The organism is Cupriavidus basilensis (genome assembly GCF_000832305.1).
GTDB lineage: Bacteria > Pseudomonadota > Gammaproteobacteria > Burkholderiales > Burkholderiaceae > Cupriavidus > Cupriavidus basilensis_F.
On sequence record NZ_CP010537.1, the window covers coordinates 499825 to 525836 of the forward strand.

Sequence of the window (26012 nt, forward strand, 5' to 3'; positions counted from 1 at the left end):
ATGCACCAATGCACCAATGCACCAATGCACCAATGCACCAATGCACCGTCAGCGGCCCACCGCATATCCCTGCATGCCACGCGCATTGGCGCCGGCGCGCAGCACCAGCCGCCCCTGCGCATCGCGCTCCCGCGTGCAGGCGGACATCCGACCCTCCGACCAGGGCTCGCCTACCTTGACCTCATGGCCGCGCGCGCGCAGCGCCGCGATGGTGTCTTCGGGCAGCCGGGACTCCACGCTGAGCCGGTTGAGCACCACCGAGCGCGGCCAGAACGAGCCGGGGAAATGATCGACATGCCAGGCCGGCGCATCGATGGCTTCCTGCAGGTTCATGCCGTGCACGGCGTGGCGCAGGAAGAAGGCGACAGACCATTGGTCCTGCTGGTCGCCGCCGGGGGTGCCGAAGACCATATAAGGCTCGCCGTCGCGCAGCGCGAGCGAGGGCGACAGCGTGGTGCACGGGCGCTTGCCCGGCGCCAGCGTGTTGGGCAAGCCGGGCTCCAGCCAGGTCATCTGCAGGCGGGTATTGAGCGCGAAGCCCAGCTCGGGAATCACCGGGCTGGACGACAGCCAGCCGCCCGATGGCGTGGCCGCGACCATGTTGCCGTCGCGGTCGATCACGTCGATGTGGCAGGTGTCGCCAACGAAGATCTCGCGCTCGGCCCATTGCGCTACCGGCGGCATGGCCGCAAAGGTGGGCTCGCCCACGCCGAAGCGCACATCGGCGTGGCGCAGCGTGCGCTGCGCCGCGCCGAGGTCAGGCAGGCGGGGCGCGCGGCCATCGACCGTGCCCGGCAGGATGTCGAGCGAGGCGCATCCGCCGATCTGGCGCGCGCGTGCGGCGAGGTAGCCGGGATCGAGCAGGCCGGCCAGCGGCACATCGCCAAAATCGGGGTCGCCATACCACGCCAGGCGGTCGGCCATGGCCAGCTTGGCCGCCTCGGCAATGCGGTGCACGAACTCGGGCGAGGTGGGTGCGTGCGCGGCGAGATCGGCGTGGCGCAGCATGCCGAGTTGCTGCAGGAACGCCGGGCCTTGGCTCCAGATGCCGCACTTGGCCACCGTATAGCGGCCAAAATCCAGCGTGGCGGGCGCCTCCACGGTGGGTGTCCAGTGCGCCATGTCTTCATGGCGCAGCAGACCTTTATGCCGCTCGCCGGTGGTGTCGCGCACCGCCTGGGTACGGCAGAAGCTGTCGATTTCCTTGGCGACGAAGCCCCGGTACCAGCCATCCAGTGCGGCGTCGATCTGCTGCTCGCGCGTGCCGCTGGCGGCTTCGGCGGTCTCGACGATGCGCGTATAGGTGCGTGCCACGCCAGGCACCGTATGCAGGCTGCCCGGGCGGGGCACGCGGCCATCAGGCAGCCAGACGGCCGCCGAGCTGTGCCATTCGTTCTGGAACAGTTCGCGCACCGCCAGGATGGCTTGCGAGATGCGCGGCACCAGCGGGAAGCCGTCGCGCGCATAGCCGATGGCGGGGGCCAGCACATCCGCCAGCGTCCAGGTGCCATAGTCGCGCAGCATGGTCAGCCACGCGCCGAAGGCGCCTGGCACCGTGGCGGGCAGCAGGCCGATGCCGGGCACCAGGTCCAGCCCCATGGCGCGCATCGCCGCCGGGTCGGCCAGCGCGGGCGCCGGGCCTTGCCCGCAGATGGCGCGCACCGCGCGTTCGCGCTCGCTCCACAGCAGGATGGGCACCTCGCCGCCCGGCCCGTTCAGGTGCGGCTCCACCACCTGCAGCACAAAGCCGCCGGCAACGGCCGCGTCGAACGCGTTGCCGCCGCGCTCCAGCACGCTCATGGCGGTTTGCGAGGCCAGCCAGTGGGTGGACGAGGCCACGCCAAAGGTACCGACGATTTCCGGGCGGGTGGTGAACATGCAGACTCCGTGGCGGATCGGGCAGGGTGGCGAAACGCGCTGGCGCTCAAGCGCGCAACGCAAGCCGAGTGGGATTGGTGCCTGGAAGTATAAGGTCACCGGATAACTGTTTTTGGTCAATAAATTATCGTTGCATAACAGATTGGTTATGCATGGAGCGGGTCATGGCCGCATCCGGACTAGCCCTTCGCCAACGCGAACAGCAGAAGCAGGACATTCACAACGATTAACGCGTACAACACCAGCATGGGCGCCGGCGTGCTCCGGCACAGCGCAACCACGTTGCGCAAGCGCCCGTCTCGTCCGCGTTTGAGCAGGTAGGCCAGGCTCATGCCGAACGCGCCAAACCAGGCCAGGTTGCCAAGCGTGCCTTTGGGGGCGGAGGCCGCCTTGCTAGCGAGAGGGGGCGCGGCAGCGACAGCCGGCGAAGCGCGCGACGATGTATCCGCCGTGGTGGCGTTTAGGGCCGGTGGCGCGTCGTGCAGCGCGGCCATCGGCTGCGCCGATGCTGGCGGATTCTGTCTGAGCGGCATTGGCCTTGCTGCTTCGCCGCGCCGTGGACTGTTATGCGCTTCCAGCTTCTCGTGCTGCTTGCTGGAGCGGTTGGTGTCCCGGGCCGGCTTCGGCCTGGCATCGTGCTGCGGCCATTGCGCGAAGACACCGTCAAGACAGCGCACGGTGTCGCAAGCGTCCCGCTTCTTGCGCCAGGCTACGATATCCGCTTGGCGAATGGCACCTGCGTGCAGCAGCCGTTGCTGCTCGGCATAGATGCGCTCATAACCAATCGACAGAAGGGCGTAATCGCAGATGAGCCGCGCCGCGCGTGGGCCTTTGTCTGTTTGCCGCGCACACGCCTGGTGGCTTGCGGCCGGGCCTTGGCAACCGGCAGGGGCCGCACGGCTCGCTGTCTTACAGACGATGTCCGACGCCTGCGCACCAGGAATGACAAACAGGCTCAATGCTAGGAGGACGGCCAGGTGGCCTGTGACCCTGTTCATCGTGTCTTCTCATAGAAGTGACGATTTCGGCGCTGAGGTCCGGCCGGGATCCGTCAGACATTGTGCTACAACGTCACGACCGCGGTCCGCGCGTTACCGCACGTACGCCGCCAGCATCTTTTGGAAATGGTCTCTTAATAAAATCAAAGGTGTGCAACGCGCACAGGCCCAGGACTTTCATTGCCCTCACCAGTCGACAAACTCCAGCACAACCTCATCTCGCGCCTGCGCTTGAAGCACCTTGCGCTGCTCCTGGCGCTGGACCGCCAGCGCTCGGTCTCGCGCGTGGCGGCCGAGATGGACCTGACCCAGCCCGCCGTGACCAAGGCGCTGCGCGAGATCGAGGAGATCTTCATGGTGCCGCTGTTCGTGCGTTCGCGCCGGGGGCTGGAGCCGACGGGCACCGGCGCGGCGGTCTTGGCGCATGCGCGACTGGCCATGGCGGATACGGAGGCGCTGGGGCGGGAGCTGGCGGTGATCGGCGCCGGACTGCATGGGCGGTTGCGCATCGGCGTGATTCCCTATGTGGCGCCGGTGGTGCTGGACGCGGCCTGCTCGCACGGCCTGCGCCAGCAGCCGCGCGTGGCGGTGCTGGTGCGCGAGGGCACCACCGATGAACTGGTGGCGGCGCTGCGCGCGCACGAGCTCGATTGCGTGATCGCGCGGTCCTTCTACGCGCCGGGCGATGACATCGCGCAGACGCCGCTCTACCGCGAGGAACCGGCGCTGGTGGTGCCTGTGGACGCCGCGGCGCGGCTCGCGCGCGGCAAGCTGGACTGGCAGCGCCTGGCGGCGCTGGACTGGATCCTGCCGCCCGCGCACACGCCGATCCGGCGCACCATCAACACACTGTTCGCCACCGCCGGCGCGGTGCCGCCCACGCCAGTGGTGGAAACCTATTCGATCAAGACCATCGCCACGCTGATGCGCGACCAGCCGCGCGCCATCACCATCGTGCCGCGCGCGGTAGCGGCTGAACTCGCCGCCACCGGCAGCGCGGCTGTGTTGCCGCATGCGCTGACGTGGGACTTGCCCGCGGTGGGCGCGATGTGGTTGCGGCGCACGGAGCATAGCGAGCCGCTGCAGGCGCTGGTGCGGGCGTTGCTGGGGGCGGTGGCGGTGAAGGGCTGAAGCCTATGGGGAGCAGCCGGCACGGGGTCAATGTGAACATCCCCCGGTACTTCCGTGGCATCAGCTCTTACGCCTAGCGATCAAGTCATGCATCCATGGCTATCGCGCGTCGCCACGGCTTGTCTTACTTGGCCACCGTCGTGCGGCATGCAGAATGCGCAATATTTTCACGTCACTGCGCCCAATACGGTAGACCATGATGTAGTTCGATCTCACAACGCATTCCCTGGTGCCGGCGACTCTGCCTGCTTTATATAACTCAGGCCGCTGCCGAACCTGTTAGGCCACGGCTTCAAAAGTTTCATCCAACTCAACTGCAGCAACAGGATTGTCATCGCCGATGTAATCCATGATTGCCGCCCGATCTTCAAGTGCCGCTGGTAGCCAGCTTAGCCGCATCACTCGGTAGCCTTGGTCCCGCGAAGCAGCGCTTCACGACGCTTCGCGAAAATTCGGCGGGCCTCATTGTCCTTAACGCTTGGGCGGGCATCCTCGAGGCTGGCCTGAACCTCTTTGCGGAACCACGCGTCATGTTCAGTCGCCTCATCTTGGCTGCGCTTGACGTAGTCGCGCATGAAATCACGAAGCAGCAATGACGCTGGCCGGTCATGGGCCTTCGCAGCCTCGGTGAAAAGTGCTTTTAATCTATCATCAACGCGAAAAGTGAAGGTGGTTTCGGACATGAGTGACGATCTCCATGCAGATACTAGGTATGTATTTCGCACTAACAATGCACTGTGAACAAACCGAACCTAACAACGTCGTCGTGGCCGCACCAGACACTGCGAGCCGTCGATGGCGCTAGTGCCCGCGTTGCAGCAGGCGATTCGTGTGGATGGCCTGCCGCCCTATGTCGCTCGCCTGGCGGTTTTCTGCACCATGTCGCGAAGCACCTTGGCCGTGGGCGAGAGCGGTACGCTGTGCCGGGTGATCAGGCCCAGGGTCCGCGACACCTCGGGCTCGACCAGCGGGATGCTGCGCAACGTGGCATGCCCCTTCACAGGCAGGGCCAGGCGCGGCACCGCGGCGACGCCCAGCCCGGCTTCGACCAGCCCGAGCAGCGTCGACACATGGGCCACTTCAAAAAAACTCGTCGGCCTGCGTTCGCAGTTTGCCAATGCCGAGTCGATCAGCACGCGATTGCCGCTGGAGCGGTCGACGGTCATGAACCGCTCATCCGCCAGCTCCGACCACCTTACGCTTTTGCGGCGCGCGAGCGGATGCGTATGGCAAACGGCTAGCACGAACTTCTCGCTGAAGATCCCTTCGAAGGCGACATCCGGCTCCTGCGTGCCGATGAAGTTGATGCCGAAGTCCGCGCGCCCGGTGATGACGGCATTCAGCACGGTGTTGGCGCTTTCATCCAGTACACGGACACGAATGCGTGGGTAGTGCTGCGCAAATCGCAGGATCACCGAGGGCAGGAAGTAGTAGGCGGCGGACGGCACGCAAGCCACCGTCACCAGGCCGCTGCGTTGCGCGGCAAGGTCCGTGATGTTCAGCACCCCACCCTCAAGCTCCTCGAGTGCCGCCCGTGCGTGATCCAGGAACAGGCGTCCGACGTTGGTCAATGCAACGTGGCGCGTGCTGCGTTCGAACAGCTTGACGCCCAGGATGCCTTCCAGTTTTTCAATGCGCCGGCTCAGTGCCGGCGGCGAAAGATGGAGGTCGTCCGCGGCCGCGCGGAACGACAGTCGGTCCGCTACGGCCACGAATGCCTGCAGTTCCTGCAAATCGAAATTGATGCGTGCCATGCAACGATGTCTCCTGGAATTGCAATATACAAGTAATTACCTATAGGACATCATCAATGCATGAGCAAGGACATTCCCTGTGTATTGATGCGTGGCGGCACGTCTCGCGGACCTTTGTTCCGTGCGGACTGGCTGCCCGATGACCCGGCCAGGCGGGATCAGGTACTGCTGTCGGCGATGGGCTCGCCCCATGCCTTGCAGGTCGACGGGCTTGGCGGTGGCAGCTCGCTGACCAGCAAGGCGGCGATCGTCTCGTGCTCGCGCCGGCCAGGATGCGACATAGATTATCTGTTCGCGCAGGTTGCGGTCGACAAGCATCGGGTAGACACCCGTCCCAACTGTGGAAACATGCTCGCGGCCGTGGCGCCATTCGCCATCGAGGAGGGCTTGGTCCGGGCCGGCCAGTGCGCGACCACCCTGCGCATCTTCAACGTCAATACCTCGTCGGTCGTCGAAGCCGTGGTCCAGACCCCGGGCGGCCAGGTGACCTACGCCGGCGCTACGCGGATCGATGGGGTCGCCGGGACAGCGGCCCCGATCATGCTGAACTTCCTGGACGCCTGGGGGCGCGTGACCGGCGCCATGTTCCCGACCGGGAACACGATCGACGTGATCGACGCGGTCCCGGTGACCTGTATCGATGCCGCCATGCCTCTCGTCGTCGTTCATGCGGCGTCGCTCGGCGTGCGGGGAGACGAAACGCCCGCGGCGCTCGATGCCAACCGGGAGATGCTCGCGCGGCTGGAGTCGGTGCGCAGGCAGGCCGGACGCCGCATGGGGCTGGGCGACGTCAGCCACAGCGTCATTCCCAAGCCTGTCCTCGTCAGCGGCTGCGGCCGGGCGAATGAGATCACGTCGCGCTATTTCACGCCTTTGCGTTGCCACACGGCGCACGCCGTGACGGGGGCCGTCGGCATTGCGGCGGCGTATTGCACGCCTGGGACGGTGGCCAACGGGCTTGCCTCGACGCCTTCGCCGCAAGGCCGCATCGTGGTGCGTCACCCCGCTGGCAGCATCGAGGTCCACGTCGAACCGGAGCGCGACGGCGGCCCGTCGCCGTTCCGGCGCATCGGGCTCGTGCGTACCGCACGACGCATCATGAAAGGCCTGCTTTCCGTTCCCGGCGAAGTGATGGGCTGACCCCCGGGGTGCTTCGCGCTTCATCGCATCACGATAAACCTATCAGGAGATAAAGATGGCGACTACCTTCAGGCATGCCTGTGTCCTCGCGCTGGCCCTCGCCGCCGGCGTGGCGCACGCCAGGAACATCACGATCGTCGTTCCAACTTCGGCGGGTGGCGGCAACGATGCCATGGCGCGCGTCATCGCCCAGCGCATGAGCGTGTCGCTCGGCAAGCCGGTGGTGGTGGAAAACCGTGCCGGCGCCAACGGCGCGATCGCATCCGAGTATGTTGCGCGGGCCAAGCCGGACGGGCATACCATCCTGTTCGGGTACATCGCGACGCATGGGATCAACCCGGCTCTTCAGAAACTGCGCTACGACCCCGTCAAGGATTTCACGCCGATCGGCATGGTCGCCAGTTCCCCCACCCTGGTTGTCGTCAACCCGATGGTAAAAGCCGGCGACATGCAGCAACTGATCGACCTGGCACGCAACAAGAGTGCGAACCTGAACTACGCCTCCGCGGGCAATGGCACCGCGCCCCATGCCACGGCGGAACTATTCAGGCTCGCCACGCAGACGCAGATGGTGCACGTGCCTTACAAAGGATCCGCGCCGGCGCTGGTCGATACGATCGCCGGCAATACGCAGATCATGTTCCCGAGCTTGTTCACCGCCTACCCGCAGATCCGCAACGGCAAGGTACGCGTTCTCGCCGTGGCCAGCAGCAGTCGCACGCCGCTGCTGAAGGACACGCCGACACTGAACGAGCTGGGGATCGATGTCGCCGTCGATCAGTGGTATGCCATGTTCGCCCCCGCGGGCACGCCGCCGGAGATCGTCGCCCGGCTGAATGCGGAGCTCAACGCAGCGCTGCGCGACCAGGAAGTCGCGGACAAGATCGCGGAGCAGGGCGCCTACGTGCAGACCAGCACGCCACAGGAACTCGGCGCGCTCGTGAGCGCCGAGGTCGCCAAGTGGAAGCGGGTGGTTCAGGCGGCCGGCATGACCACGGACTGACTTCGGCAATTCCCGCCGCGTGGCGCCAGCCCGGTCTCGATTGGGGCATCGCGCGATCCGCGCGCGTGCTTGCATCACCGCATCGCTTCGCAGCATGGCCTCACAACATGGCCTCACGACACCTGACCACGGGGGACAAATGAACCAATACCGCCTCGCCATGCACGTCGCAAAACACACTTCGCTCGGTGCGATCTCGACACTGATGGCGTGCGCCGCGCATGCCCAATCCAGCGCGGCCATGTACGGCACCGTCGAATCCGGCATCCGGTACGCGACCAACGCCAGCAAGACCGGGGACGGCAAGCTTGAACTAACGGCGGGCGCGCTGAACGGGTCGCGATTCGGATTGCGGGGCACAGAGGATCTCGGCGCAGGGGTTGCGGCGGTCTATGTGCTGGAAGCGGGCTTTGACCTCGGCACGGGAAGCGCCCCGCAGTCATCCGTCGCGGGCTATGGTCAAGCGTCATCCGGTGGCGCGGGGCGCATGTTCAGCCGGCAGGCTTTCGTCGGGATGCAAAGCCGTTTCGGCGCGATCACCCTGGGCCAGCTGTACGGCGCGGCCTATCAGGCGACGGCAGGCGCGCAGATCTTCGGCAACCTGAGCCTGGACACGCTGGCGATCACGCGCTTCTATACCGGTAGCCGGCAAGACAACGCGGTCAAATACGAAGGAAAGGCCGGCAGTTGGAAGCTGGCCGCGCACCACGCCTTCGGTGAAGTGCCCGGCAACACGCGCGCCAACGCCAGCACCGGGACCGGCCTTAGCTACGACGACAGGAGATTCCGGGCTAGTGCGTTTTACCAGCAGGCCCGAAGCGCCGATGGCGCGCAGGCAAGAAAGACCGTGGGCGCTACGGCGGGATATGCGAGCGGCCGCCTGAAAGCGACTGCCGGATACCTCTCTAACCGATACAGCGCAACGGGCACGCGAAACGATGTCGTCATCGGCGGCGTCAGCTATCAGGTGTCACCGGCCTGGCTGGTCGGCGTGGGCGCATTCCACGATGAGCAGAAGGACCCGGGCGGGCGGCGCTCGGCCGCCTATCTGATCGCCGACTACCGTTTATCCAAGCGGACGGATGTCTTTTTCGGCGCCGACTACAACCGCATCACTGGCGGATACGCGCTGATCAAGTCGCAAGGCAGGGTGGGTGCCAAGGTAGGGGCGATGGTCGGGCTTCGGCATGTTTTCTGACGCCTCGTTCGCAAGCCTCGTTCGCAACCGCGGCTTGCCGGAGCGCGCAAGCCGTTCGTCCCGATACGGGCAGCAAAAAAACGAGGCCGGCGGCGCCTGTCGCATGGCGCCGCCGGCCTCGTCCGATGCGATAGGGCGCCGGTCAAACGGCTTTGGCCTCACTCAATAATCTCGAACTCCCCGAAATACGCTTCATTCAGCGTCAGTCCCAACCCCGGCAGGTTATCGTCCAGTTGCAGATACCCGTTGTCCGGCGCCGGCTCGCCCTTGAAGATGTAATAGAACAGCTCATTGCCCACCTCCACGTCATGCACCGGGAAGAACTCGGACATCGGCGATGCGGTCGAGGCCATGGTCAGGTGATAGTTGTGCATCTGGCCCGCGTGCGGGATGACCGGCACGGACCAGGCCTCGGCCATGGCGTTGATCTTCTGCGCGGCGGTGATGCCGCCAACCCGGTTGGTGTCGTACTGGATCACGTCCACCGCACGGCGCTCCAGCAGGTCCTTGAAGCCGTAGGAGGTGAACTCGTGCTCGCCGCCGGAGATGGGGAAGGGGCTCATCTTCTTGAGTTCGGCGTAGCCTTCGATGTCGTCGGCAATCACCGGTTCTTCCAGCCAGCGCGGGTTGAATTCGGCCAGGCGCGGAATCATGCGGCGGGCGTACTCCAGCGTCCAGCCCATATAGCACTCCAGCATGATGTCCACACCGTCGCCCACCAGCTCGCGCAGCAGGCGCACTTGTTCGATGTTTTTTTGCATGCCGGCGGGGCCATCCTTCGGGCCGTAGCCGAAGCGCATCTTCATCGCCGTGAAGCCCTGGTCGAGATAGCTCTGAGCCTCGGCCAGGAAGGCGTCGCGGTCATCGTTGTTGTAGAGCTTGGAGGCGTAGCACCAGATCTTCTCCTTGGTGCGCCCGCCCAGCAGCTTGAACACCGGCTTGCCCACGGCCTTGCCCATCAGGTCCCACAGCGCGATGTCCACCGCCGAAATCGCTGCCATGCCGATGCCCTTGCGGCCCCAGGCATGGGTGCGGCGATACATCTTCTGCCACAGGTATTCATTGTCGAAGGGGTCCTGGCCGATCACGATCGGGGCCAGGTACTGGTCGATGATTTCCTTGGCCACGCGCGGCGCCAGCGCGCAGTTGCCGATGCCGACCAGACCCGTGTCGGTCTCGACTTCCACCACCAGCCAGCCGTGGAAGCGGAAGGAGCCCATGGCGTCGCCGCGCTCGAACAGGATGTCGGTGGCGTTGGTGCAGAAGTGGGCCTGCGGGGGCACGGTCTTGCCCTTCCATTCAAAGACGCGGGTGCGGATGTTGGTGATTTTCAAGAGAGTCTCCGTGGGTTTGGTTGCCAGTGGCGAATCGGTGGCGGGCTTAGAGGCCATTTCAAAAAGATTCTGGCGTCGTTGCGCGGCCTTGGCCGATCCAGTTGTACTGTCTGCGGCCGCGCGCCTAGCCAGAACCGCTTCGCTTCATTTTGAAACAGCCTCTTAGTCGGCTTTACGGGCTGCGCGGCTGCTGCCCATCTGGCAGGCGATGCGGAAAGCCTGCAGCGTGGCGCCGACGTCGGCGCGGCCTTGCTGCGTGATATCGAAGGCGGTGCCGTGGGCCGGCGTGGTGATCGGCACCGGCAGGCCGCCCTGCACGGTGACCCCGCGCGAGAAACCCATCAGCTTGATGCCGATCTGGCCCTGGTCGTGATACATGGTGACGATGGCGTCGAACTGCCGCTGCGCCGGGCCGCCCTGCACCTTGAGGAAGATGGTGTCGGCGGGGAACGGGCCGTCGGCCGCCACGCCGCGCGCCTGTGCGTCGGCCACGGCCGGCGCGATGATGTCGATCTCCTCGCGTCCGAAGGCGCCGTTGTCGCCGTTGTGCGGGTTCAGGCCGCACACGGCAATGCGCGGACGGGCCATGCCGGCGCCGCGCAGGGCCTGGTCGATCAGGTCGATGGCGTCGCCCACGCTGGCGCGGTTGATCATGGCGGGCACGTCCTTGAGCGCCACGTGCGACGTCACGCGGGAGGTCCACAGGCCATCGAGCACATTGAACTCGCAGAAGGCGCCGTGGTAGCCGAGCTTCTCGGCGAACCAGTGCAGCTCGTCGTTATGCCCCATGCCGGCGGCATGCAGCGCGCTCTTGTTGAGCGGGCCGAACAGGATGGCATCGGCCTTGCCGGCGTCGGCCAGTTCCAGCGCCAGTGCCAGCGTGCCGAGGCTGTAGCGCCCGCCTTCGGCGCTAGCCACGCCGCGCTGGTAGGCGGGCTTGCCGTCGAGTTGCCAGTGGAACAGGCGCGCTGCGTTGTTGCCGTCATCGCCGCCGAATGCCAGCGAATCGGTTTCGCGCAGTGCGATGTCGACACCGGCCACCTGCATGCCGCGGCGCCATTCGTCGCGATCGGCAATCAGCAGGATATCGGCGCGCGCCGCGGTGTCGGGGTCCGCGAGCAGCCTGGCGATCAGTTCGGGGCCGATGCCGGCGGGGTCGCCGAGCACCATGGCGATTCTGGGTCGTTGGGTCATGGGGTTCTCAGGGTGATCGGGAGATGTTGGTTCAGTCCAGCTTGACGCCGAGCTCGGCGATCATCTTGCCGTAGCGCGCATATTCGGCGCGCGAGAAGGCATCGAACTGGACGGCACTAAGCGTGCCTGGCAGCGCGCCCACGTCGTTCAGGCGGCGCACGGTGTCGGGATCCTTGAGTACGGTGGCCAGCGCGGCGCCCAGCTTTTGCAGCGTGGCGGGCGGCGTGCCGGCGGGGGCATAGACGCCGTACCAGGCATTGGTCTGGATGCCCGGCACGCCGGCTTCGGCCAGCGTGGGCACGCTGGGCAACAGCGCCGAGCGCTGGTCGGCGGTGACCGCCAGCGCGCGCAGCTTGCCGGCCTTGATATGGTTGATGACGGACGGCATGGTCTCGAAGCTCATGTCGACCTGCCCGCCCATCAGGTCCACCAGCGCGCTGCTGCTGCTCTTGTAGGGCACGTGCAGCAACTTGCCATGGATCTGGTGCGCAAACGCTGCGCCGGCCAGGTGCTGGGTGCTGCCCACGCCGGAGGAGCTATAGCGGAACTTGTCGGGGTTGGCCTGGATCTGCGCCACCAGCGACTTGACGTCGCGCGCCGTCACCTGGTTGTTGACCACCAGCACATTGGGCACCGACGACACCAGCGCCACCGGCACCAGGTCCTTGAGCGGATTGAATTGCAGCTTGAGCAGGTGCGGCGCGATGGCTTGCGAGGTGACCACACCCATCAGCAGCGTGTTGCCATCGGGCGCGGACTTGGCGGTAATGTCGGCGGCAATAGTGTTGGAAGCGCCGGGCCGGTTGTCCACCACCACGGGTTGCTTGAGGATGGCGGCGAGCTTGTCGGAGACGATGCGGGCCATGACGTCGGTGCCGCCGCCGGGCGCGGCACCCACCATCAACCGCACCGGGCGGGTGTCTTGCGCATAGGCGCCGGTCATGGCGGCGGCAATTCCCAGCAAGCCGGCGAGGGTGCCGGACATCCATCGTTTCATTATTGTCTCCATCGTTGTTATGGGTCTGCGCTGAGGTGCTGTTGTGCTGACGTGCTGTTTTGCTGATGCGCGGATAGCCAGACTATAAGGATGGGAGTGATATCTGACTAATGATGTTTATTGAATGGGTGATTACCTGCGGGAATACATCAGGACGCCCCCTGGTGTGTCTTGCCCGCCCTGCGCCCGGTCTGAAACGCGCTTTCAGGCTGGCGAGCAACCGGCGCGCAGCAGCTTGATCAGCTGGCCGGCCGCGGCGGACAGCGTGCCCCCGCGCCGGGTCACGATGCCGAAGGTCTGTTGCCGGGACTGCATCCTCACTGGAAGGATCCGCAGCAGCTTTTGCCGGGCAAACAGCTCCGCCACGCTGGTCGGCAGCAGCGATACCAGCCTGGCGCTGCGCTGCAGCATGGTCACCGTGACAAAGGTGGACGAGGTGGAGATCGCATTGGGCGGCATGCCCAGTCCCGCCATGTCCAGCTCCCGCTGCAGCAGGGCATGCATGGGCATCTGGCCGGGATAAACGATCCAGCGGTAGCCGGCAAGGTCGGCAAAGCCCAGTTCCTTGCCGCGCGGCGCCGCGTGGGCATAGCCCACCACCACGGAGATCGGCTCGTCGCCCAGCGGCTCGTATTGATAGCTGGCGGGCTGGTCGCTCACCAGCGCACGACCGATGACAAGGTCCAGCCGGCCATCGTCGAGCAGCGTCAGCATGCGCAGGCTGGTGTCCTCGACGATCTCGATGGACAGGTTCGGCTGGTCGGCCTGCATGGCATCGAGCGCCGGCACCAGCACCTGCGGCACCGCGCCCATGATGGTGCCCACGGCAAGGTGCCCGCCACGGCCCGAGCGGATCTCGGCCATGTCCTGGCACAGCGACGTCAGGTCCGTTGCCAGCAGGCGGGCATAGCGGATCACGCAATGGCCGAACTGGTTCGGCCGCATGCCGGTCTTGGAACGCTCGAACAGCGGCGCATCGAGCATGCCTTCCAGTTCCTGCAAGGCCTTGCTGGCCGCGGACTGCGTCATGGCCATGGCCGACGCGGCCTGGTGCAGCGATTTGTGGTCGTCCAGCGCGATCAGCAATTGCAGCTGCTTCATGCGCAGGCGGGACATCAGCACGTCCAGCGTGGCTTTCATATGCGTTCGGGTTCAGGAAGGAGGGCGGCCATTTGAGCGGCCATGTGAGTCGTAAAAGCGATCACGAGATGGAAAGGTTTCAATATACAGCGCGGCATGGCGCGCCGTATATTCATTCCCTGCCGCAAGTCGCCCAGCCATAACAAGGAGAGAGACACCATGCCCAGTATCCAGCCCGCCTATCGTGGCGTATTCCCGGTGGCGCCCACCATCTTCGACGAGCAGGGTGGCCTTGACCTCGACGGCCAGCGCCGCTGCATCGATTTCATGATCGACGCCGGCTCCAACGGCATCTGCATCCTGGCTAACTTCTCCGAGCAGTTCGTCCTTGCCGACGATGAGCGCAGCCTGCTGATGACCACGGTGCTTGAGCACGTGGCCGGCCGCGTTCCGGTGATCGTCACCACCACGCATTTCAGCTCGCGCATCTGCGCCGAGCGCAGCCGTGCCGCGCAGGATGCCGGCGCCGCCATGGTGATGGTGATGCCGCCGTACCACGGCGCGACCATCCGCGTGCCCGAGCGCGCCATCTACGAGTTCTTCGCGACCGTCTCGGCGGCGATCGATATTCCCATCATGATCCAGGACGCGCCTGTCAGCGGCACCACGCTGTCGGCGCCGTTCCTGGCGCGCATGGCCAAGGAGATCGCCAACGTCTCGTACTTCAAGATCGAGGTGCCGCAAGCCGCGGTAAAGCTGCGCGAGCTGATCGCGCTTGGCGGCGACGCCATCGTCGGCCCGTGGGATGGCGAGGAAGCCATCACGCTGATGGCCGACCTCGATGCCGGCGCCACCGGCGCGATGACCGGCGCGGGCTTCCCCGATGGCATCCGCAAGATCGTCGATGCCTACCAGGCCGGTGACACGGAACTGGCCGCGCAGCATTACCAGCAATGGCTGCCGCTGATCAACTATGAGAACCGGCAAGGCTGGCTGGCCACCGCCAAGGCGCTGATGAAGGAGGGCGGCGTGATTGCCTCCGACGCGCTGCGCCATCCCTTGCAGCCCATGCACCCGGCTACGCGTGCCGGCTTGCTGCAGATCGCGCGCCGGCTGGACCCGATGGTGTTGCGCTGGGGCAAGTGAGGCGCGCCGCTTTTTTCATTTCAAGGACCCAAGATGAACCTCACAGGCGAACTGCTCATTGGCCGCCAGTCGGTGCGCGGCACCCATGGCGAGATCCGGGCCATCGATCCCGCATCCGGCGAAACCCTGGCGCCGGCTTTTGGCGGCGCCACGCGGGCGCAGCTGGATCAGGCTTGCGCGCTGGCCGCGCAGGCGTTCGATGGGTATCGCGAAACGCCGCTCGCGCAACGCGCCGCGCTCCTCGAGAAGATCGCCGCCAATCTCCTGGCGCTTGGCGACGCGCTGATCGCGCGCTGCGTCAGCGAGAGCGGCCTGCCGCGCGCCCGCATCGAAGGCGAACTAGGGCGCACCATGAGCCAGTTGCGGCTGTTTGCCGGCGTGGTGCGGCGGGGCGACTTCCTCGGCCTGCGCATCGATCCCGCGCAGCCGCAGCGCATGCCGCTGCCGCGCGTGGACCTGCGCCTGCGCCACATCGCGCTGGGCCCGGTGGCCGTGTTCGGCGCCAGCAATTTCCCGCTGGCGTTCTCGGTGGCGGGTGGCGACACGGCGTCGGCGCTCGCCGCCGGCTGCCCGGTTGTCGTCAAGGCGCATCCGGCGCATCCCGGTACCTCGGAGCTGGTCGGCCGTGCGATCCAGAAGGCGGTGGAAGAACTTGGCTTGCCCGAGGGCACGTTCTCGCTGCTGTTCGATTCCGGGCTGGAGATCGCGCAGGGGCTGGTCAGCGATCACCGCATCAAGGCGGTCGGCTTCACCGGCTCGCGCGCTGGCGGCACCGCGCTGATGCAGCTCGCCGCGGCCCGCAGCGAGCCGATTCCCGTCTACGCGGAAATGAGCAGCATCAACCCGGTCCTGCTGTTCCCGCACGCGCTGGGCAACCGCGCTGATGCCATCGGCAAGGCATTCGCTGCCTCGCTGACGCTGGGCGCGGGCCAGTTCTGCACCAATCCCGGCTTGATCCTTGCCGTGGACGGCCCGGATCTGGAGCGCTTCCTGGCCGCGGCCGAAGCGGCGATCGCGCAGATCCCGGCTTCCACCATGCTCACGCCCGGCATTCACCGCGCTTACGGCGCGGGGGTGGAAACCCTCGGCTGCCATCCGCAGGTGAGCACCGTGGCGCGTGGCCAGGCAGGTGCGCAATACCAGGGGCAGGCCGCATTGTTTTCCACCACCGCGCAAGCGTTCCTTGAACACGAGGCCCTGCGCGCGGAGGTTTTCGGCGCGGCGTCGCTGGTGGTGCGTTGCCCGGACCTGGCCACCATGCAGCGCGTGGTGGAATCCCTTGAAGGACAATTGACCGCCGCCATCCACATCGATGAAGCCGATTACGACACTGCGCGCAGCTTCCTGCCAGCCTTGGAGCGGCGCGTGGGCCGGATCTTGGTGAACGGTTTCGCCACGGGTGTGGAAGTCAGCCACGCCATGGTGCACGGCGGCCCATATCCGTCCACGTCGGACGGGCGCTCTACCTCCGTTGGCTCGCTGGCAATCGCACGCTTCCTGCGTCCGGTCTGCTACCAGGACATGCCTGCGGCTTTGCTGCCGCAAGCGCTGCGCGCGGGCAATCCGCTGGGCCTTGCGGTGCGGGTGGACGGCGAAATGCAGCCGGGCCACCAGCCAGTGGCGCATACCGGCTGAGGACGCGTGACCCGAGTCTTCGTTATCGGAATGACGGTCGCCTAACCAGGCAGTGAGCACGGCCGTCGCTCTCTGTCCGGCGCCGCCAGATGCAACACCTCGCCATCCGTTGGAATACGCAATCGCGATTCGATGCCCGCCTGCCTTGCGGCGAGCGCTAGTGCGCAGCGTGTCACCGGGCAGTGGCTGAGCGCCTCCAGGTGATTTGCGACCACCGTGCCAGGTGCCAGGCGAGTGAGCTCGATGACTTCATCCACGCCCATGATGATGTCGCCACCCAGATCGAACCGTGCACCGCCGGCAGGCACGACGCACACCTGCGGGCGATGGCGCGCAACGAACGCCCGGACACCCGGTGTCAGTACGGTATCGCCGCTCAGATACAGGCTGGGCTCACCTGGTACTTCGATCAGGTAGCCGACGCCGTGCTCCATCAGTGTTCCAACCAGGCCACGGCCATGGGTGCAGCGGACCGTGCGGATCCGGCCTCCCAAAAAGGGGCTGGGCTGCTCATGCGCTTGCGGCAAGGGCTGGACATTCAATCCGCGTTCGGCCAGATAGGCGGCATCGTGCGGTGTGCAGATGGTCGGAATCTGCTTGTCGCGCAACCACCTTTTCGCGGCGCGATCCAGATGATCGAAATGGCCCTTCTGGCAATGCGTGATCAGGCAATGGGTGACAGATTCAAGCGCCGCCGCGGCCGAGCCGGGCAATTCGACTAACGGGTTGCGTTGCCTTGCGCCGAACAGGCGCAAGGGCGGCAGCGCATTTTTCGGCGCGAGCATCGGGTCGACCAGAACCCGGTTTGGGCCAAGTTCCAGAATGATGGTCGCGTTGCGAAGCTGGTGAATATGCATGACGAAGCCTCTGAGAAGAGACTTCATTGTGTCGAGGAGGCAATCCGTTGAGAATGGCGAGATTGGACATAATTGATTCGGTTTCTGCCATGCCAAAACCACTTCGCATTGGTTTGCTTTTTTTCCCGGGTTGCATGCCCGCCGGGCTGTTCGCGTTCTCGGATATGCTGCATGCGGCCAATCGGCGCACCGACCGCCCACTCTTCGAAATGCACCATGTGGCGCTGCGCGCTGGCACAGTCGAGTGCGCCCAGGGCGTGTCATTGCACGTTTCCAAGGCGCTGGATCTCACCAGCCTTGATGCTGTCCTGTTGCCAGGTTTTTGGGCCGAGTCGGCCCAGCAGGTAGACGACACGCTCGCGGCCAACGCAAGCCTTGTCTCGGCTCTGGCGACGCGACCCAAAGCAATGCTGCTATGGAGCTACTGCAGTGGGGTCTGCCTGTTGGCCGCAAGCGGGCAACTGAATGACCAGCCCGCGACCGTGACCTGGTGGCTGGCAGAGGCAATGGCACAACGCTACAAGAAGGTGAAATGGCAATGCGAGCGCAATTGCATTGTCACTGCGAGTACCGCCACGGCTTCCGGCGTGAATGGCTACCTGCCCATTGCCGAGGCGTTGATAGCGCGGCATGTCAGTCCTGAGGTGCTGCGCGATCTGGTCAACCTGATGGTGCTTCCACGTCCTGCGCAGCCGCATCCAGCGTTTCTGGCAATGAGCCTGATCGAGCAATCCAGCCGCTTGCTGCGGCAGTTGCATGCGCTGGTCGAGCAATTACCGGCCGAACAGGTCACGGTGCAACGGCTGGCGGAGCAACTCCGCATGTCGGAGCGCACGCTCGCTCGCAAGGTGAGAGCCGAAACCGGAGTGGCGATCGCAGCGTATGCCCGCTGCATCAAACTGAACCAGGTCAGTGACCGCCTTATTCTCACGGCATCGCCGGTCAGCATACTCAGCGCAGAGCTTGGTTTCAGCAGCGATTCCAATATGCGCCGCATGTTCAAGGAGTTGACTTCGCTGACGCCCCTGGCCTACAGGCAACGGTTCTCCAGATGACGACTCGGCACAGCATGCGCCTGGCTATCTGGTCGAGCCGGCTCGCTGCGTATTGACACCACCCACCCAGGCAAAGCGCGCGGCGCGGCTGTCAGCCGGCACCGCGCGCGGTGAAACCTCTTGCTAACGGACGCATCAGGCGTTGGCGCCTTCGGTGAAGACGTCGACCTTGCCGCTGCGAGCGCCATCAGTGTAGGCATCGAAGCTGCGGGCCGGCGTAGCCGATACGCCCGAGCGATCCAGGCCGGCAACCAGCGCGCCATCGGTGTACGGGTCAACCTTGCCGGCACGCGCACCATCGGTGTAGGCGTCGAATCCGCGCGCCGGCGAAGCCGAAACCCCCGAGCGGTCCAGGCCGGCGATGCGGGCGCCTTCGGTGAAGGTATCCAGCTTGCCGCTGCGTGCGCCGTCGGTGAAGGCGTCGGTTGCGCGGAAGTCGTAGCCATACTTGTCGGCGGGCACCGAGGTGCGGAACTCATAGCCGTACTTGTCGCCGGCGAGGGTGTCCTTGGCAGAAGCGGCCTGGGCGGCGCCGATGGCGGCGAGCGACAGCACGAGGGTGGAGGCGAGCTTGAGGGCGAAGGTCTTGGTCATGATGTTCTCCAGTATCTTAAAATTCGTTGAATTTCGTTGATTGTTCGCTGCGACTGCCAGAACGTTGCTTTGTTTGTGCGCGCCGTCCATGTAACGAACTATAGGAGAGTCATCGGTGCGTTAGACCAGTCTTATCCGGATAGATTATTCAGATTTTTTGAATATGCAGACAGCTCGGGCGCACTGTGGCCCGCTACTTCACAAAGCCAAGCACCTCCCGGAACCGTTCATGCTGGCTCGTGCGCATCCATTCAAAGGCAACCATCTCGACCGTGGCCGCGGTTGCCCCGCTGTTGCGCATCCTGTCGATTGCCGCCTCCCGGCTGCGGGCCTGCCGCGAGCCGATGGCATCCAGCACCACGGTGACTTTCAAGCCGTGCCCGAGCAGCCCGGCAACGGTCTGGAGCACGCAGACGTGGGCTTCGCAGCCGGCCACCACCACGTTCTTCCGGCCTTCAGGAAGCAAGTCGAGCAAACCGTCCCGGCAGCCGTCGAAGTAATCCTTGGCCAGGGTCCGGTCGCACAGGCGCTTGATGTCATCGATATTCCCGCCCAGGCTGCCGGGGCTTTGTTCGGTGCCGATCACAGGCACGTCCAGCACGCGCGCGATGTTGCCAAGACGGACGGCCTCCTTTGCCACGCGATCGCCTTCGTGGATCGCCGGCATCAGGCGACCCTGGAAATCCACCAGCACTAGAACGGATTCGGCGGCGTTGTGCAGCATGTTCATTTCCTTTGGCGAGTTGGAGTGCCCAGCGTTTCGCGCATGCGATGCCCGGCGGGAGCGGTCGACGTCTCAAGCCGCATTGTCCCGCTTTGAGGCCGGCTCGGGCAGGTCGATTCAAGGGCGCCGGCATGCGGCCGTGATGCGGCTTACGCCGGCACAGCCTGCCGCAGTGCCAGGAAGGTGCCATCAGGCTGGTAGAAGATGACCGCGTCCACGATGTCTGGCGAGGGACGGCGAAACGCGACCCGATACCCCTGGAGGCCTTCCAGGTCAAAGGTCCGCCTGTCAAATGGCCGCAGTGGCCAACTCTGCCGCTCGTCGATGCGCAGCGATAGCTGGCCCGCCGCATCGAGCGTGACGCTGATCTCCTGCATGCCGTGCATGAAACTGCCAGCGCAGAGGGCGCGGAATGCCGGGTCGAGCACGTCGCCGCCTGCCGCGCGGCGAAATACGATATCTGCCACCATCGGCTCCAAAGGCGCGCAGATCCGGTCGATGTTGCCTTCCCGGTCATAGCCGAAGCTCAGTGCGAGATTGTCGGGATGGATCTCGGCCGGCTTGTCGGGGGTCACGAACACATCGTAGTGGCGGTGTTCGAGCTGGCCCGACATGCCGCGCCAGCGCCATGCCAGCGCGTTGTTCTCTTTGGTGATGCCGATCCGCCCGTAGGCCGGGTGTTCGTACTCGCCCGCATAGTCGTCGAGCGGATGGCTCGGCGTGGTGCCGGTCCGGCGCAATTCGCTGCGCGCTTGCTGGTCGACCTTCTGCTGCGCAAGCGCCTGGCGGCGCATGGTGCGGAACCGGTCGAACCAGTCGATCGGCTTGTGGCCGCAAAGCTGATCGAGCGCGTGGTAGGTCAGCAGTTCGGTGACGGCGCTTGGGGCGCGATTGGTGAGCACCGCGATGCCGATCCGGCGTTCCGGCAGCATCGTCATGGCGTTGCCCCAGCCGACCCAGCTGCCGGTGTGCGAGACCTTTCGTTCGCCGCGATAGTGTTCCAGTGACAGGCCGAGCCCGTAGTGGAACTCGCCCACCTCCTTGAACACGGAGCGGCCCACGTGCACGCGCGGGGTCATCATTTGCCGGACGATGTCCGCCGACAGCAGCGGCTTGCCGTCCACGGTGCCTTCGTCGATCAGCAAGCGCATCCACTTCGCCAGGTCCGACACGCAGGCATTGAGCCCGCCGGCGGGCAGGGCACGGATCGGCGTCAGCATCGCACGCTGGCTTTCGTCGCCTTGCATGATGTGTGGATGCGCATGGTTCGGCGCGGCGGCGAGCGCTTCGATGGATAGTCCGAAGTGTGCGAAGCCCAGCGGACGGAGCAGGCGCTCGGTGGTGAAATCCTCCCAGCGCTGCCCGCTGATGCGCTGCGCGATCTGCCCGGCCACGAGATACCCCAGGTTCTGGTACTGGTAGGCCTCGCGCACGTCGCGGCTCGGCTCCAGATGGCGCAAGGCCGCCAGGATCTGCACCATGGACAGGTCGCCCGGCGAGTGGATCCAGTCGTGGCGCGGGACGCCGCTGTGATGGCAAAGCAAGTCCCGCACGGTCACGCGCTCGGTTGCGACCGCATCGTGCAGCCGAAACTCCGGTATGTAATCGCGCACGGGCCGGGTCCAGTCGAGCTTGCGCTCATCCACCAGCAGGCCAAGCCCGGCGGCGGTGAAAGACTTGGTGAGCGAGCACAGCAGGAACTGGGTGTCCGCCGTCACGGGCGCCGACGCTTCCGTGTCGCGCACGCCATAGCCTTTTGCCAGCACCGTTTCACCATCCCGGATCACGGCGAGTGCAAGGCCCGGCACCTTCCATTCTTGCATCGACGCCTGGACGAGATCATCGAAATCACTGAGCATGGCGCGGGATCCTTGTCTGTGCAACGGCATGGTTTATTGGCGCTCGGCGCGGTTTGCGTTGCGCGCCGGATCGCCCGCGGGGATCGCAGCATGCGCCAGACGTTAGCACCGGCCCGGCAAACTGTTATCGCCACCAAGGAGGGTGTGTTGTGGCCGCGCGACGGCGCAGGACGCGGCGCAATCCTGCGAGGTTCCCGGCCGGACTGATTTACCGCCAGGACCTCGGAGCGGGGCGGACACCGCTGGGCTGCCGGCGAATGTGCATGTGGTTGGCGACACGCCATCGGGGCCATGATGCGGGATGGCACCTGATGTTACCGGGGCCAGCGGGCGGCCAGGTATCCGGGTTTTTCCGTGTGCGCTAATTTCCGGATCGCTGGCGGGCACGACTAGAATGGATTGTCCGGAGCGAGGCGCTTCGCACTGAAGTGCCCGCCACGCCCCACATCGCTCGCATCGCTCACATTACTCACGCCGTTCGCACCAGAGGAGCCGCCCATGTCCCTGCCTCATCTAGCTTCCGGCCAGGTGGCCAGCGTGCTGCCGCTAGGCGAGCGTCTCGCGAAGACACCCACTACCGCCTTCTTCAAGGAAAGCCGCCTGGAGGTCATGCGCCTGGTGCTGACCGCCGGCAAGCATATGCCGGCCCATGCGGTAGCCGGGCCAATCACCGTGCAGTGCCTGGAAGGAGAGGTCGATATCGGCGTGGAGGGCGCGCACCGGCTGCTACGCCAGGGCGACCTGGTCTATCTGGAATCCAACGTGATGCACGATGTGACGGCGATCAGCAACGCATCGCTGCTGGTGACGCTGGTGCTGCTGTAGCCAGTGCCATAGCTGGCGTCGCCAGGAAACGCTCAGTGCTTTGCCGGACGCGCGTGCAATAGCCAGAGGACTTCAAATTCCTCCGGTGTCATCGCCGTGCCGTCGAACTCCGGATCCGCGTTGATCTCGGCAAGGCAGGGAACCGGCACCAGCCCGAGATTGGTACTGCCCGTTGCCGCGCCGGTGCTCGCGAAGCCTACGGTTCCATCCCGGAAGAATTCCAGCTTCCTGGTCTCGAAGCGTGCGCCGTCAAGCTCCGACACGAGTCGAACCGGCTCCGAGGCAAGCTCGTGCCGCCAGATGACGTCGATGTATTCCATCGGGGTCTCCCCTCAAGCTGCGTGTCGCCAAACAAAAACCTAGTCCTTGGATAGCTCGCAGAACCGCAGGCGGTTGCCAAACGGATCCGCGACTTGCAACTGCCGTCCCCAACCCACCACGTCGATGCCCGGTTTTGCATAGCGATACTGCCTGGCATCCAGTTCGCGATGCAGGGCATCGATGTCCTCCACGGGGACGAACACCGTCGAACCCGGCGTGGCGTCGCCATGGTGCTCGCTCAGGTGCAGCGTCAGGCCGGATCGCCTCACCTGGGCGTAGAGCGGAAATTCCTCACCGAAACGATGCTCCCAATCGAGTGAAAAGCCAAGATAGTCCAGATAGAATTCCTTGGCCTTCTCGACCGAGAAGATCCGGAAGATGGGGATGGCGGGGGACAGGTTCATGGCATTGCGCCTGCGGCTTACGCTTCGACCAGGTTGGGAATCTCCACAGCGGGATTGACGTCGGCCGCATAGTCCACGCCGTCGATGCCGAATCCGAACAGGCGCAGGAACTCCGCCTTGTAGCCCGCAAAATCGGTGAGCGCGTAGATATTGTCGTCGGTGACCTGGTCCCACAACTGCGTTACGCGGGCCTGGACATCCGGGCTGAGTTCCTTCTCGTCCGTGCGCAGGCGGCCTTCCGTGTCCTGGCGCGGCGACTGGCTGTACAGGCAGTCCTGGTAGAGCGAGTAGACCTGCTCGATGCAGCCTTCGTGGGTGCCGGTTTCCTTCATGACCTTGAACAGCAGCGACAAGTACAGGGGCATCACCGGGATGGCGGAGCTGGCCTGGGTCACTACGGCCTTGAGCACCGCGACACGCGCGTCGCCGCCGGTGGCGGCCAGCTTGCCGCGCAGGTCCAGCACCTTCTGGTCCAGGTCTTTCTTGGCGGCGCCGATGGAGCCGTTCCAGTAGATGTCGTGGGTGACCTTCTCGCCCAGGTAGGTAAACGCGGTGGTCTTTGCGTTGTCGGCGAGCACGCCGGCGGCGAGCAGGGCGTCGATCCACATTTGCCAGTCTTCGCCGCCCATCACGGCGACCGTGTGATCGATCTCTTCCTGCGTGGCTGGCTGCAGGTTGATTTCCTTGATCACCTCTTTGTCGGTGTCCAGGCCGCGCTGCCGGATTTCCTTGCCAATGGGCTTGAGCGTGGAAGTGAAGATTTCCCCCGTCTTAGGGTGCTTTCGCCGCGGCGCAGCAAGACTGTAGACGACCAGGTCGACCTGGCCGAGATCACGCTTGATGATGTCGATGGTTTGCTGCTTGATCTCGTCGGAAAAGCCGTCGCCATTGATGCTCATGGCATAGCGGCCTTCGGCCGCTGCCGCCTTGTGAAACGCCGCCGTGTTGTACCAGCCCGCGGTGCCAGGCTTGCTCTCGGTGCCGGCGCGTTCGAAGAACACGCCGAGCGTGTCGGCGCCGCAGCCGAACGTTGCCGTGATGCGAGCGGCAAGCCCATAGCCCGTGGAGGCGCCGATGACGAGGACCTTCTTGGGTCCGTTGGCGACCGGGCCGTTTGCCTTCACGTAGGCGATCTGCTGGTTGACGTTGGCTTCGCAGCCGGCGGGGTGGGCGGTGACACACATAAAGCCGCGCACGCGGGGTCCGATGATCATGGTGGGTTCCTTGCAATTTTGGTGGATTGTAATAGAACCCCGGCCTGCGGCATGCGCCAGCCTGCATTGCCGCCGGTATCAATCGTCCCGCGTCAGCACTTCCAGCAACTCGATCTCGAAGACCAGGTTCGAGTTTGGCTTGATATGGGCGCCGACCTGCCGCTCGCCATAAGCAAGGTGGGCGGGGACATGGAGCTTGCGTTTGCCGCCGACTTTCATGCCCATCAGCCCCAGGTCCCAGCCTTTGATCACGCGTCCGGTGCCGATCACGCACTGGAAGGGCTTGCCGCGATCGTAGGAGGAGTCGAACCTGGTGCCGTCCTCCAGGTAGCCGCTGTACTGGGTGGTGATCAAGGCGCCTTTGACCACGGCCTTGCCGTCGCCGAGTTGAATGTCTTCAACCTGTAGTTCGTTGCTCATCCGCTGCTCTTTTTCATGGGTGCATTGACCGAGGAGGCAGAGTTTACATCCCGCGGCAGTGTCACCAGAAGGGGCACTGGCGCCGCACGTGCACATGCTGGATCTTGGCGGGCGTCAAGATGGTGTTCAGCGCACCGTTCGCGCTACGTGTTGTTCTCGCCAAGCGCGGGAACGTGATCGTCGCTTGCAGGCAGTCCAAGGGAGAACTTGACGGGGAAGTTCAGCGCGATGGCGTTCTCCGATGGCACCTCGCGGACCATGTTCCGCGCCTTGACGTGCGGGTCCGCGAAAAGCTCCCGCGCGCTGAGCGCCGGTGAGAACGGCAGGTCGAAGGGCGCGAAGACTGCCGCCCATTGCGCAAGGGACCGCGACCGGAAGATCCCGCAGAGCAGGCCGTTGACTTCTGGCTTGTGCTGCTGGCGGCCGGGCCGCGACGTGAACCGGGCATCGAGCAGCGCTGGAAAGTCCGCACCAATCGCCTCGCACAGGTTGAGCCAGAACTTGTTTTCCAGGATGCCCATGGCGAGATGGCGGCCATCGCTGGTCTCGAAGATATCGTTGTCCGGCATGACGGTTGGCGATTCGTGCGGGCGATCCTCGTACCCGCGCGCGGCCCAGGCGCCATGGGCAGTCCACGACAGGATGGCGTCATGGATCGACACATCGAGATGCTGGCCACGGCCATGTTGCCGCGCGCTCATGACCGCCACGGCCAGCGCCAGTGCCGCATAGCCCGAGGCCGCATAGTCGGAAACGCGCACGCGCGGCCGGGACACCTTGTCGTCCACCTGCACCGGCACGGACCAGTAGCCTGCCAGCGCGAGATAGTTCAGGTCGTGGCCGGCATGGTTCGCATACGGGCCGGTCTGGCCGAACCCGGACACGGAGCACAGCACGATGGCCGGGTTGGCTTGCGCAAGCGCGTCATAGCCCAGGCCGAGGCGTTGCATCACGCCGGGCCGGAAGCCTTCGACAACGGCGTCCGCTTCTGTCACCAGGCGCAGGAATGCCGCGCGGCCCTCGTCGGATTTCAGGTCGAGCGCGACGGATTGCTTGCCGCGATTGAACTGGGCGAACACGGCAGGCCCGAGCTGGCGGGCGGTGTCGCCCGTGCCCGGCTGCTCCACCTTGATCACGTCTGCGCCCAGTTGCATGAGCAGGGTGGTGGCATGCGGGCCGGGCAGGAGCTGGCTGAGATCGATGATCTTGACGTCCTTCAGGCAGGACCATTCTGGTTTCATCGCGGGTTTC

At 65.2% G+C, this 26012-nt stretch carries 25 protein-coding genes and 1 pseudogene; 8 read left to right on the forward strand and 18 right to left on the reverse strand.

Annotation, left to right across the window (positions count from 1 at the left end; genetic code table 11):
• Nucleotides 1-48: 48 nt before the first annotated feature.
• Nucleotides 49-1878 (reverse strand): gamma-glutamyltransferase family protein, encoded by a 1830-nt coding sequence (locus tag RR42_RS23025; protein ID WP_043353305.1) that lies wholly within the window; start codon nt 1876-1878, stop codon nt 49-51.
• A gap of 179 nt (nt 1879-2057) precedes the next feature.
• The gene (locus RR42_RS39845) at nt 2058-2411 is read right to left on the reverse strand and encodes a hypothetical protein (RefSeq protein WP_144409926.1); all 354 of its coding nucleotides are present in this window, start codon (nt 2409-2411) and stop codon (nt 2058-2060) included.
• Between the two features lie 645 nt (nt 2412-3056).
• Between RR42_RS39845 and RR42_RS23035 the strand changes: the two genes are divergently transcribed.
• On the forward strand, nt 3057-4007 hold the full coding sequence (locus tag RR42_RS23035; RefSeq protein WP_043353308.1) for a LysR family transcriptional regulator: 951 nt from the start codon (nt 3057-3059) through the stop codon (nt 4005-4007).
• Between the two features lie 99 nt (nt 4008-4106).
• Here RR42_RS23035 and RR42_RS41765 read toward each other — a convergent pair.
• The 3 genes and pseudogenes from RR42_RS41765 to RR42_RS23045 all read right to left on the reverse strand — a co-directional run.
• Nucleotides 4107-4268: pseudogene (locus RR42_RS41765) on the reverse strand (type II toxin-antitoxin system RelE/ParE family toxin); the annotation flags it as partial.
• 137 nt (nt 4269-4405) lie between these two features.
• Entirely contained in the window at nt 4406-4690 is a 285-nt protein-coding gene (locus RR42_RS23040) for a hypothetical protein (protein ID WP_043353310.1), read from the reverse strand.
• A gap of 165 nt (nt 4691-4855) precedes the next feature.
• A complete protein-coding gene (locus RR42_RS23045; RefSeq protein WP_043353312.1) occupies nt 4856-5761 on the reverse strand; it encodes a LysR family transcriptional regulator in 906 nt (301 codons plus the stop codon).
• A 60-nt stretch (nt 5762-5821) separates the two neighbouring features.
• Between RR42_RS23045 and RR42_RS23050 the strand changes: the two genes are divergently transcribed.
• From RR42_RS23050 to RR42_RS23060, 3 genes are all read left to right on the forward strand, one after another.
• Nucleotides 5822-6901, forward strand: coding sequence for a 4-oxalomesaconate tautomerase (locus RR42_RS23050; protein ID WP_043353314.1), 1080 nt, complete (start codon nt 5822-5824; stop codon nt 6899-6901).
• Nucleotides 6902-6956: 55 nt separating this feature from the next.
• Nucleotides 6957-7904 (forward strand): Bug family tripartite tricarboxylate transporter substrate binding protein, encoded by a 948-nt coding sequence (locus tag RR42_RS23055; protein ID WP_043353317.1) that lies wholly within the window; start codon nt 6957-6959, stop codon nt 7902-7904.
• A gap of 139 nt (nt 7905-8043) precedes the next feature.
• On the forward strand, nt 8044-9102 hold the full coding sequence (locus RR42_RS23060) for a porin (RefSeq protein WP_158408295.1): 1059 nt from the start codon (nt 8044-8046) through the stop codon (nt 9100-9102).
• Nucleotides 9103-9260: 158 nt separating this feature from the next.
• Here the strand turns inward: RR42_RS23060 and RR42_RS23065 are convergent, their stop codons facing one another.
• From RR42_RS23065 to RR42_RS23080, 4 genes are all read right to left on the reverse strand, one after another.
• Nucleotides 9261-10436: an L-rhamnonate dehydratase gene (locus tag RR42_RS23065; RefSeq protein ID WP_043353321.1), complete on the reverse strand. Its 1176-nt coding sequence runs from the start codon at nt 10434-10436 to the stop codon at nt 9261-9263.
• 162 nt (nt 10437-10598) lie between these two features.
• Entirely contained in the window at nt 10599-11630 is a 1032-nt protein-coding gene (locus tag RR42_RS23070) for a 4-hydroxythreonine-4-phosphate dehydrogenase PdxA (protein WP_043353324.1), read from the reverse strand.
• Nucleotides 11631-11661: 31 nt separating this feature from the next.
• A complete protein-coding gene (locus RR42_RS23075) occupies nt 11662-12627 on the reverse strand; it encodes a Bug family tripartite tricarboxylate transporter substrate binding protein (protein ID WP_043353326.1) in 966 nt (321 codons plus the stop codon).
• 204 nt (nt 12628-12831) lie between these two features.
• Nucleotides 12832-13767, reverse strand: coding sequence for a LysR family transcriptional regulator (locus tag RR42_RS23080; protein ID WP_043353329.1), 936 nt, complete (start codon nt 13765-13767; stop codon nt 12832-12834).
• A 159-nt stretch (nt 13768-13926) separates the two neighbouring features.
• On the opposite strand from RR42_RS23080, the gene RR42_RS23085 reads away from it, so the two are divergent.
• Nucleotides 13927-14853, forward strand: a complete 927-nt coding sequence (locus RR42_RS23085; protein ID WP_043353333.1) for a dihydrodipicolinate synthase family protein — start codon at nt 13927-13929, stop codon at nt 14851-14853.
• Between the two features lie 33 nt (nt 14854-14886).
• Nucleotides 14887-16488, forward strand: a complete 1602-nt coding sequence (locus RR42_RS23090; protein ID WP_043353335.1) for an aldehyde dehydrogenase (NADP(+)) — start codon at nt 14887-14889, stop codon at nt 16486-16488.
• 41 nt (nt 16489-16529) lie between these two features.
• Here the strand turns inward: RR42_RS23090 and RR42_RS23095 are convergent, their stop codons facing one another.
• The gene (locus RR42_RS23095; RefSeq protein ID WP_052494877.1) at nt 16530-17345 is read right to left on the reverse strand and encodes an MBL fold metallo-hydrolase; all 816 of its coding nucleotides are present in this window, start codon (nt 17343-17345) and stop codon (nt 16530-16532) included.
• Between the two features lie 89 nt (nt 17346-17434).
• On the opposite strand from RR42_RS23095, the gene RR42_RS23100 reads away from it, so the two are divergent.
• The gene (locus tag RR42_RS23100; RefSeq protein WP_043353338.1) at nt 17435-18400 is read left to right on the forward strand and encodes a GlxA family transcriptional regulator; all 966 of its coding nucleotides are present in this window, start codon (nt 17435-17437) and stop codon (nt 18398-18400) included.
• A gap of 135 nt (nt 18401-18535) precedes the next feature.
• Here the strand turns inward: RR42_RS23100 and RR42_RS23105 are convergent, their stop codons facing one another.
• The 3 genes from RR42_RS23105 to RR42_RS23115 all read right to left on the reverse strand — a co-directional run bounded on the left by RR42_RS23105 (nt 18536) and on the right by RR42_RS23115 (nt 21577).
• Nucleotides 18536-18994 (reverse strand): hypothetical protein, encoded by a 459-nt coding sequence (locus RR42_RS23105; protein WP_043353339.1) that lies wholly within the window; start codon nt 18992-18994, stop codon nt 18536-18538.
• Between the two features lie 193 nt (nt 18995-19187).
• Nucleotides 19188-19718: an isochorismatase family protein gene (locus RR42_RS23110; protein ID WP_043353341.1), complete on the reverse strand. Its 531-nt coding sequence runs from the start codon at nt 19716-19718 to the stop codon at nt 19188-19190.
• A 149-nt stretch (nt 19719-19867) separates the two neighbouring features.
• Nucleotides 19868-21577, reverse strand: a complete 1710-nt coding sequence (locus RR42_RS23115) for a serine hydrolase (RefSeq protein WP_043353343.1) — start codon at nt 21575-21577, stop codon at nt 19868-19870.
• A gap of 498 nt (nt 21578-22075) precedes the next feature.
• Here RR42_RS23115 and RR42_RS23120 point away from each other — a divergent pair, with 498 nt between their 5' ends.
• Complete coding sequence (locus RR42_RS23120) at nt 22076-22402, forward strand: cupin domain-containing protein (RefSeq protein ID WP_043353345.1); 327 nt, start codon at nt 22076-22078, stop codon at nt 22400-22402.
• Nucleotides 22403-22434: 32 nt separating this feature from the next.
• Here the strand turns inward: RR42_RS23120 and RR42_RS23125 are convergent, their stop codons facing one another.
• The 5 genes from RR42_RS23125 to RR42_RS23145 all read right to left on the reverse strand — a co-directional run bounded on the left by RR42_RS23125 (nt 22435) and on the right by RR42_RS23145 (nt 26002).
• The gene (locus RR42_RS23125; protein WP_043353347.1) at nt 22435-22722 is read right to left on the reverse strand and encodes a DUF6881 domain-containing protein; all 288 of its coding nucleotides are present in this window, start codon (nt 22720-22722) and stop codon (nt 22435-22437) included.
• Between the two features lie 39 nt (nt 22723-22761).
• The gene (locus RR42_RS23130) at nt 22762-23127 is read right to left on the reverse strand and encodes a glyoxalase superfamily protein (RefSeq protein WP_043353348.1); all 366 of its coding nucleotides are present in this window, start codon (nt 23125-23127) and stop codon (nt 22762-22764) included.
• 17 nt (nt 23128-23144) lie between these two features.
• Nucleotides 23145-24341, reverse strand: coding sequence for an enoyl-ACP reductase FabV (fabV, locus tag RR42_RS23135; protein WP_043353350.1), 1197 nt, complete (start codon nt 24339-24341; stop codon nt 23145-23147).
• 78 nt (nt 24342-24419) lie between these two features.
• Nucleotides 24420-24761, reverse strand: coding sequence for an FKBP-type peptidyl-prolyl cis-trans isomerase (locus RR42_RS23140; RefSeq protein ID WP_043353352.1), 342 nt, complete (start codon nt 24759-24761; stop codon nt 24420-24422).
• A gap of 143 nt (nt 24762-24904) precedes the next feature.
• On the reverse strand, nt 24905-26002 hold the full coding sequence (locus RR42_RS23145) for a CaiB/BaiF CoA transferase family protein (protein ID WP_043353354.1): 1098 nt from the start codon (nt 26000-26002) through the stop codon (nt 24905-24907).
• Nucleotides 26003-26012 lie beyond the last annotated feature (10 nt).

What these genes read in the sequence shown, in the direction of transcription:
- RR42_RS23025 (WP_043353305.1), bottom strand. Translation starts at nt 1,878, where the DNA reads ATGTTCACCACCCGCCCGGAAATCGTCGGTACCTTTGGCGTGGCCTCG.
- RR42_RS39845 (WP_144409926.1), bottom strand. Translation starts at nt 2,411, where the DNA reads ATGCCGCTCAGACAGAATCCGCCAGCATCGGCGCAGCCGATGGCCGCG.
- RR42_RS23040 (WP_043353310.1), bottom strand. Translation starts at nt 4,690, where the DNA reads ATGTCCGAAACCACCTTCACTTTTCGCGTTGATGATAGATTAAAAGCA.
- RR42_RS23045 (WP_043353312.1), bottom strand. Translation starts at nt 5,761, where the DNA reads ATGGCACGCATCAATTTCGATTTGCAGGAACTGCAGGCATTCGTGGCC.
- RR42_RS23050 (WP_043353314.1), top strand. Translation starts at nt 5,822, where the DNA reads ATGAGCAAGGACATTCCCTGTGTATTGATGCGTGGCGGCACGTCTCGC.
- RR42_RS23055 (WP_043353317.1), top strand. Translation starts at nt 6,957, where the DNA reads ATGGCGACTACCTTCAGGCATGCCTGTGTCCTCGCGCTGGCCCTCGCC.
- RR42_RS23060 (WP_158408295.1), top strand. Translation starts at nt 8,044, where the DNA reads ATGAACCAATACCGCCTCGCCATGCACGTCGCAAAACACACTTCGCTC.
- RR42_RS23070 (WP_043353324.1), bottom strand. Translation starts at nt 11,630, where the DNA reads ATGACCCAACGACCCAGAATCGCCATGGTGCTCGGCGACCCCGCCGGC.
- RR42_RS23075 (WP_043353326.1), bottom strand. Translation starts at nt 12,627, where the DNA reads ATGAAACGATGGATGTCCGGCACCCTCGCCGGCTTGCTGGGAATTGCC.
- RR42_RS23080 (WP_043353329.1), bottom strand. Translation starts at nt 13,767, where the DNA reads ATGAAAGCCACGCTGGACGTGCTGATGTCCCGCCTGCGCATGAAGCAG.
- RR42_RS23085 (WP_043353333.1), top strand. Translation starts at nt 13,927, where the DNA reads ATGCCCAGTATCCAGCCCGCCTATCGTGGCGTATTCCCGGTGGCGCCC.
- RR42_RS23090 (WP_043353335.1), top strand. Translation starts at nt 14,887, where the DNA reads ATGAACCTCACAGGCGAACTGCTCATTGGCCGCCAGTCGGTGCGCGGC.
- RR42_RS23095 (WP_052494877.1), bottom strand. Translation starts at nt 17,345, where the DNA reads ATGCATATTCACCAGCTTCGCAACGCGACCATCATTCTGGAACTTGGC.
- RR42_RS23100 (WP_043353338.1), top strand. Translation starts at nt 17,435, where the DNA reads ATGCCAAAACCACTTCGCATTGGTTTGCTTTTTTTCCCGGGTTGCATG.
- RR42_RS23105 (WP_043353339.1), bottom strand. Translation starts at nt 18,994, where the DNA reads ATGACCAAGACCTTCGCCCTCAAGCTCGCCTCCACCCTCGTGCTGTCG.
- RR42_RS23110 (WP_043353341.1), bottom strand. Translation starts at nt 19,718, where the DNA reads ATGCTGCACAACGCCGCCGAATCCGTTCTAGTGCTGGTGGATTTCCAG.
- RR42_RS23115 (WP_043353343.1), bottom strand. Translation starts at nt 21,577, where the DNA reads ATGCTCAGTGATTTCGATGATCTCGTCCAGGCGTCGATGCAAGAATGG.
- RR42_RS23120 (WP_043353345.1), top strand. Translation starts at nt 22,076, where the DNA reads ATGTCCCTGCCTCATCTAGCTTCCGGCCAGGTGGCCAGCGTGCTGCCG.
- RR42_RS23125 (WP_043353347.1), bottom strand. Translation starts at nt 22,722, where the DNA reads ATGGAATACATCGACGTCATCTGGCGGCACGAGCTTGCCTCGGAGCCG.
- RR42_RS23130 (WP_043353348.1), bottom strand. Translation starts at nt 23,127, where the DNA reads ATGAACCTGTCCCCCGCCATCCCCATCTTCCGGATCTTCTCGGTCGAG.
- fabV (WP_043353350.1), bottom strand. Translation starts at nt 24,341, where the DNA reads ATGATCATCGGACCCCGCGTGCGCGGCTTTATGTGTGTCACCGCCCAC.
- RR42_RS23140 (WP_043353352.1), bottom strand. Translation starts at nt 24,761, where the DNA reads ATGAGCAACGAACTACAGGTTGAAGACATTCAACTCGGCGACGGCAAG.
- RR42_RS23145 (WP_043353354.1), bottom strand. Translation starts at nt 26,002, where the DNA reads ATGAAACCAGAATGGTCCTGCCTGAAGGACGTCAAGATCATCGATCTC.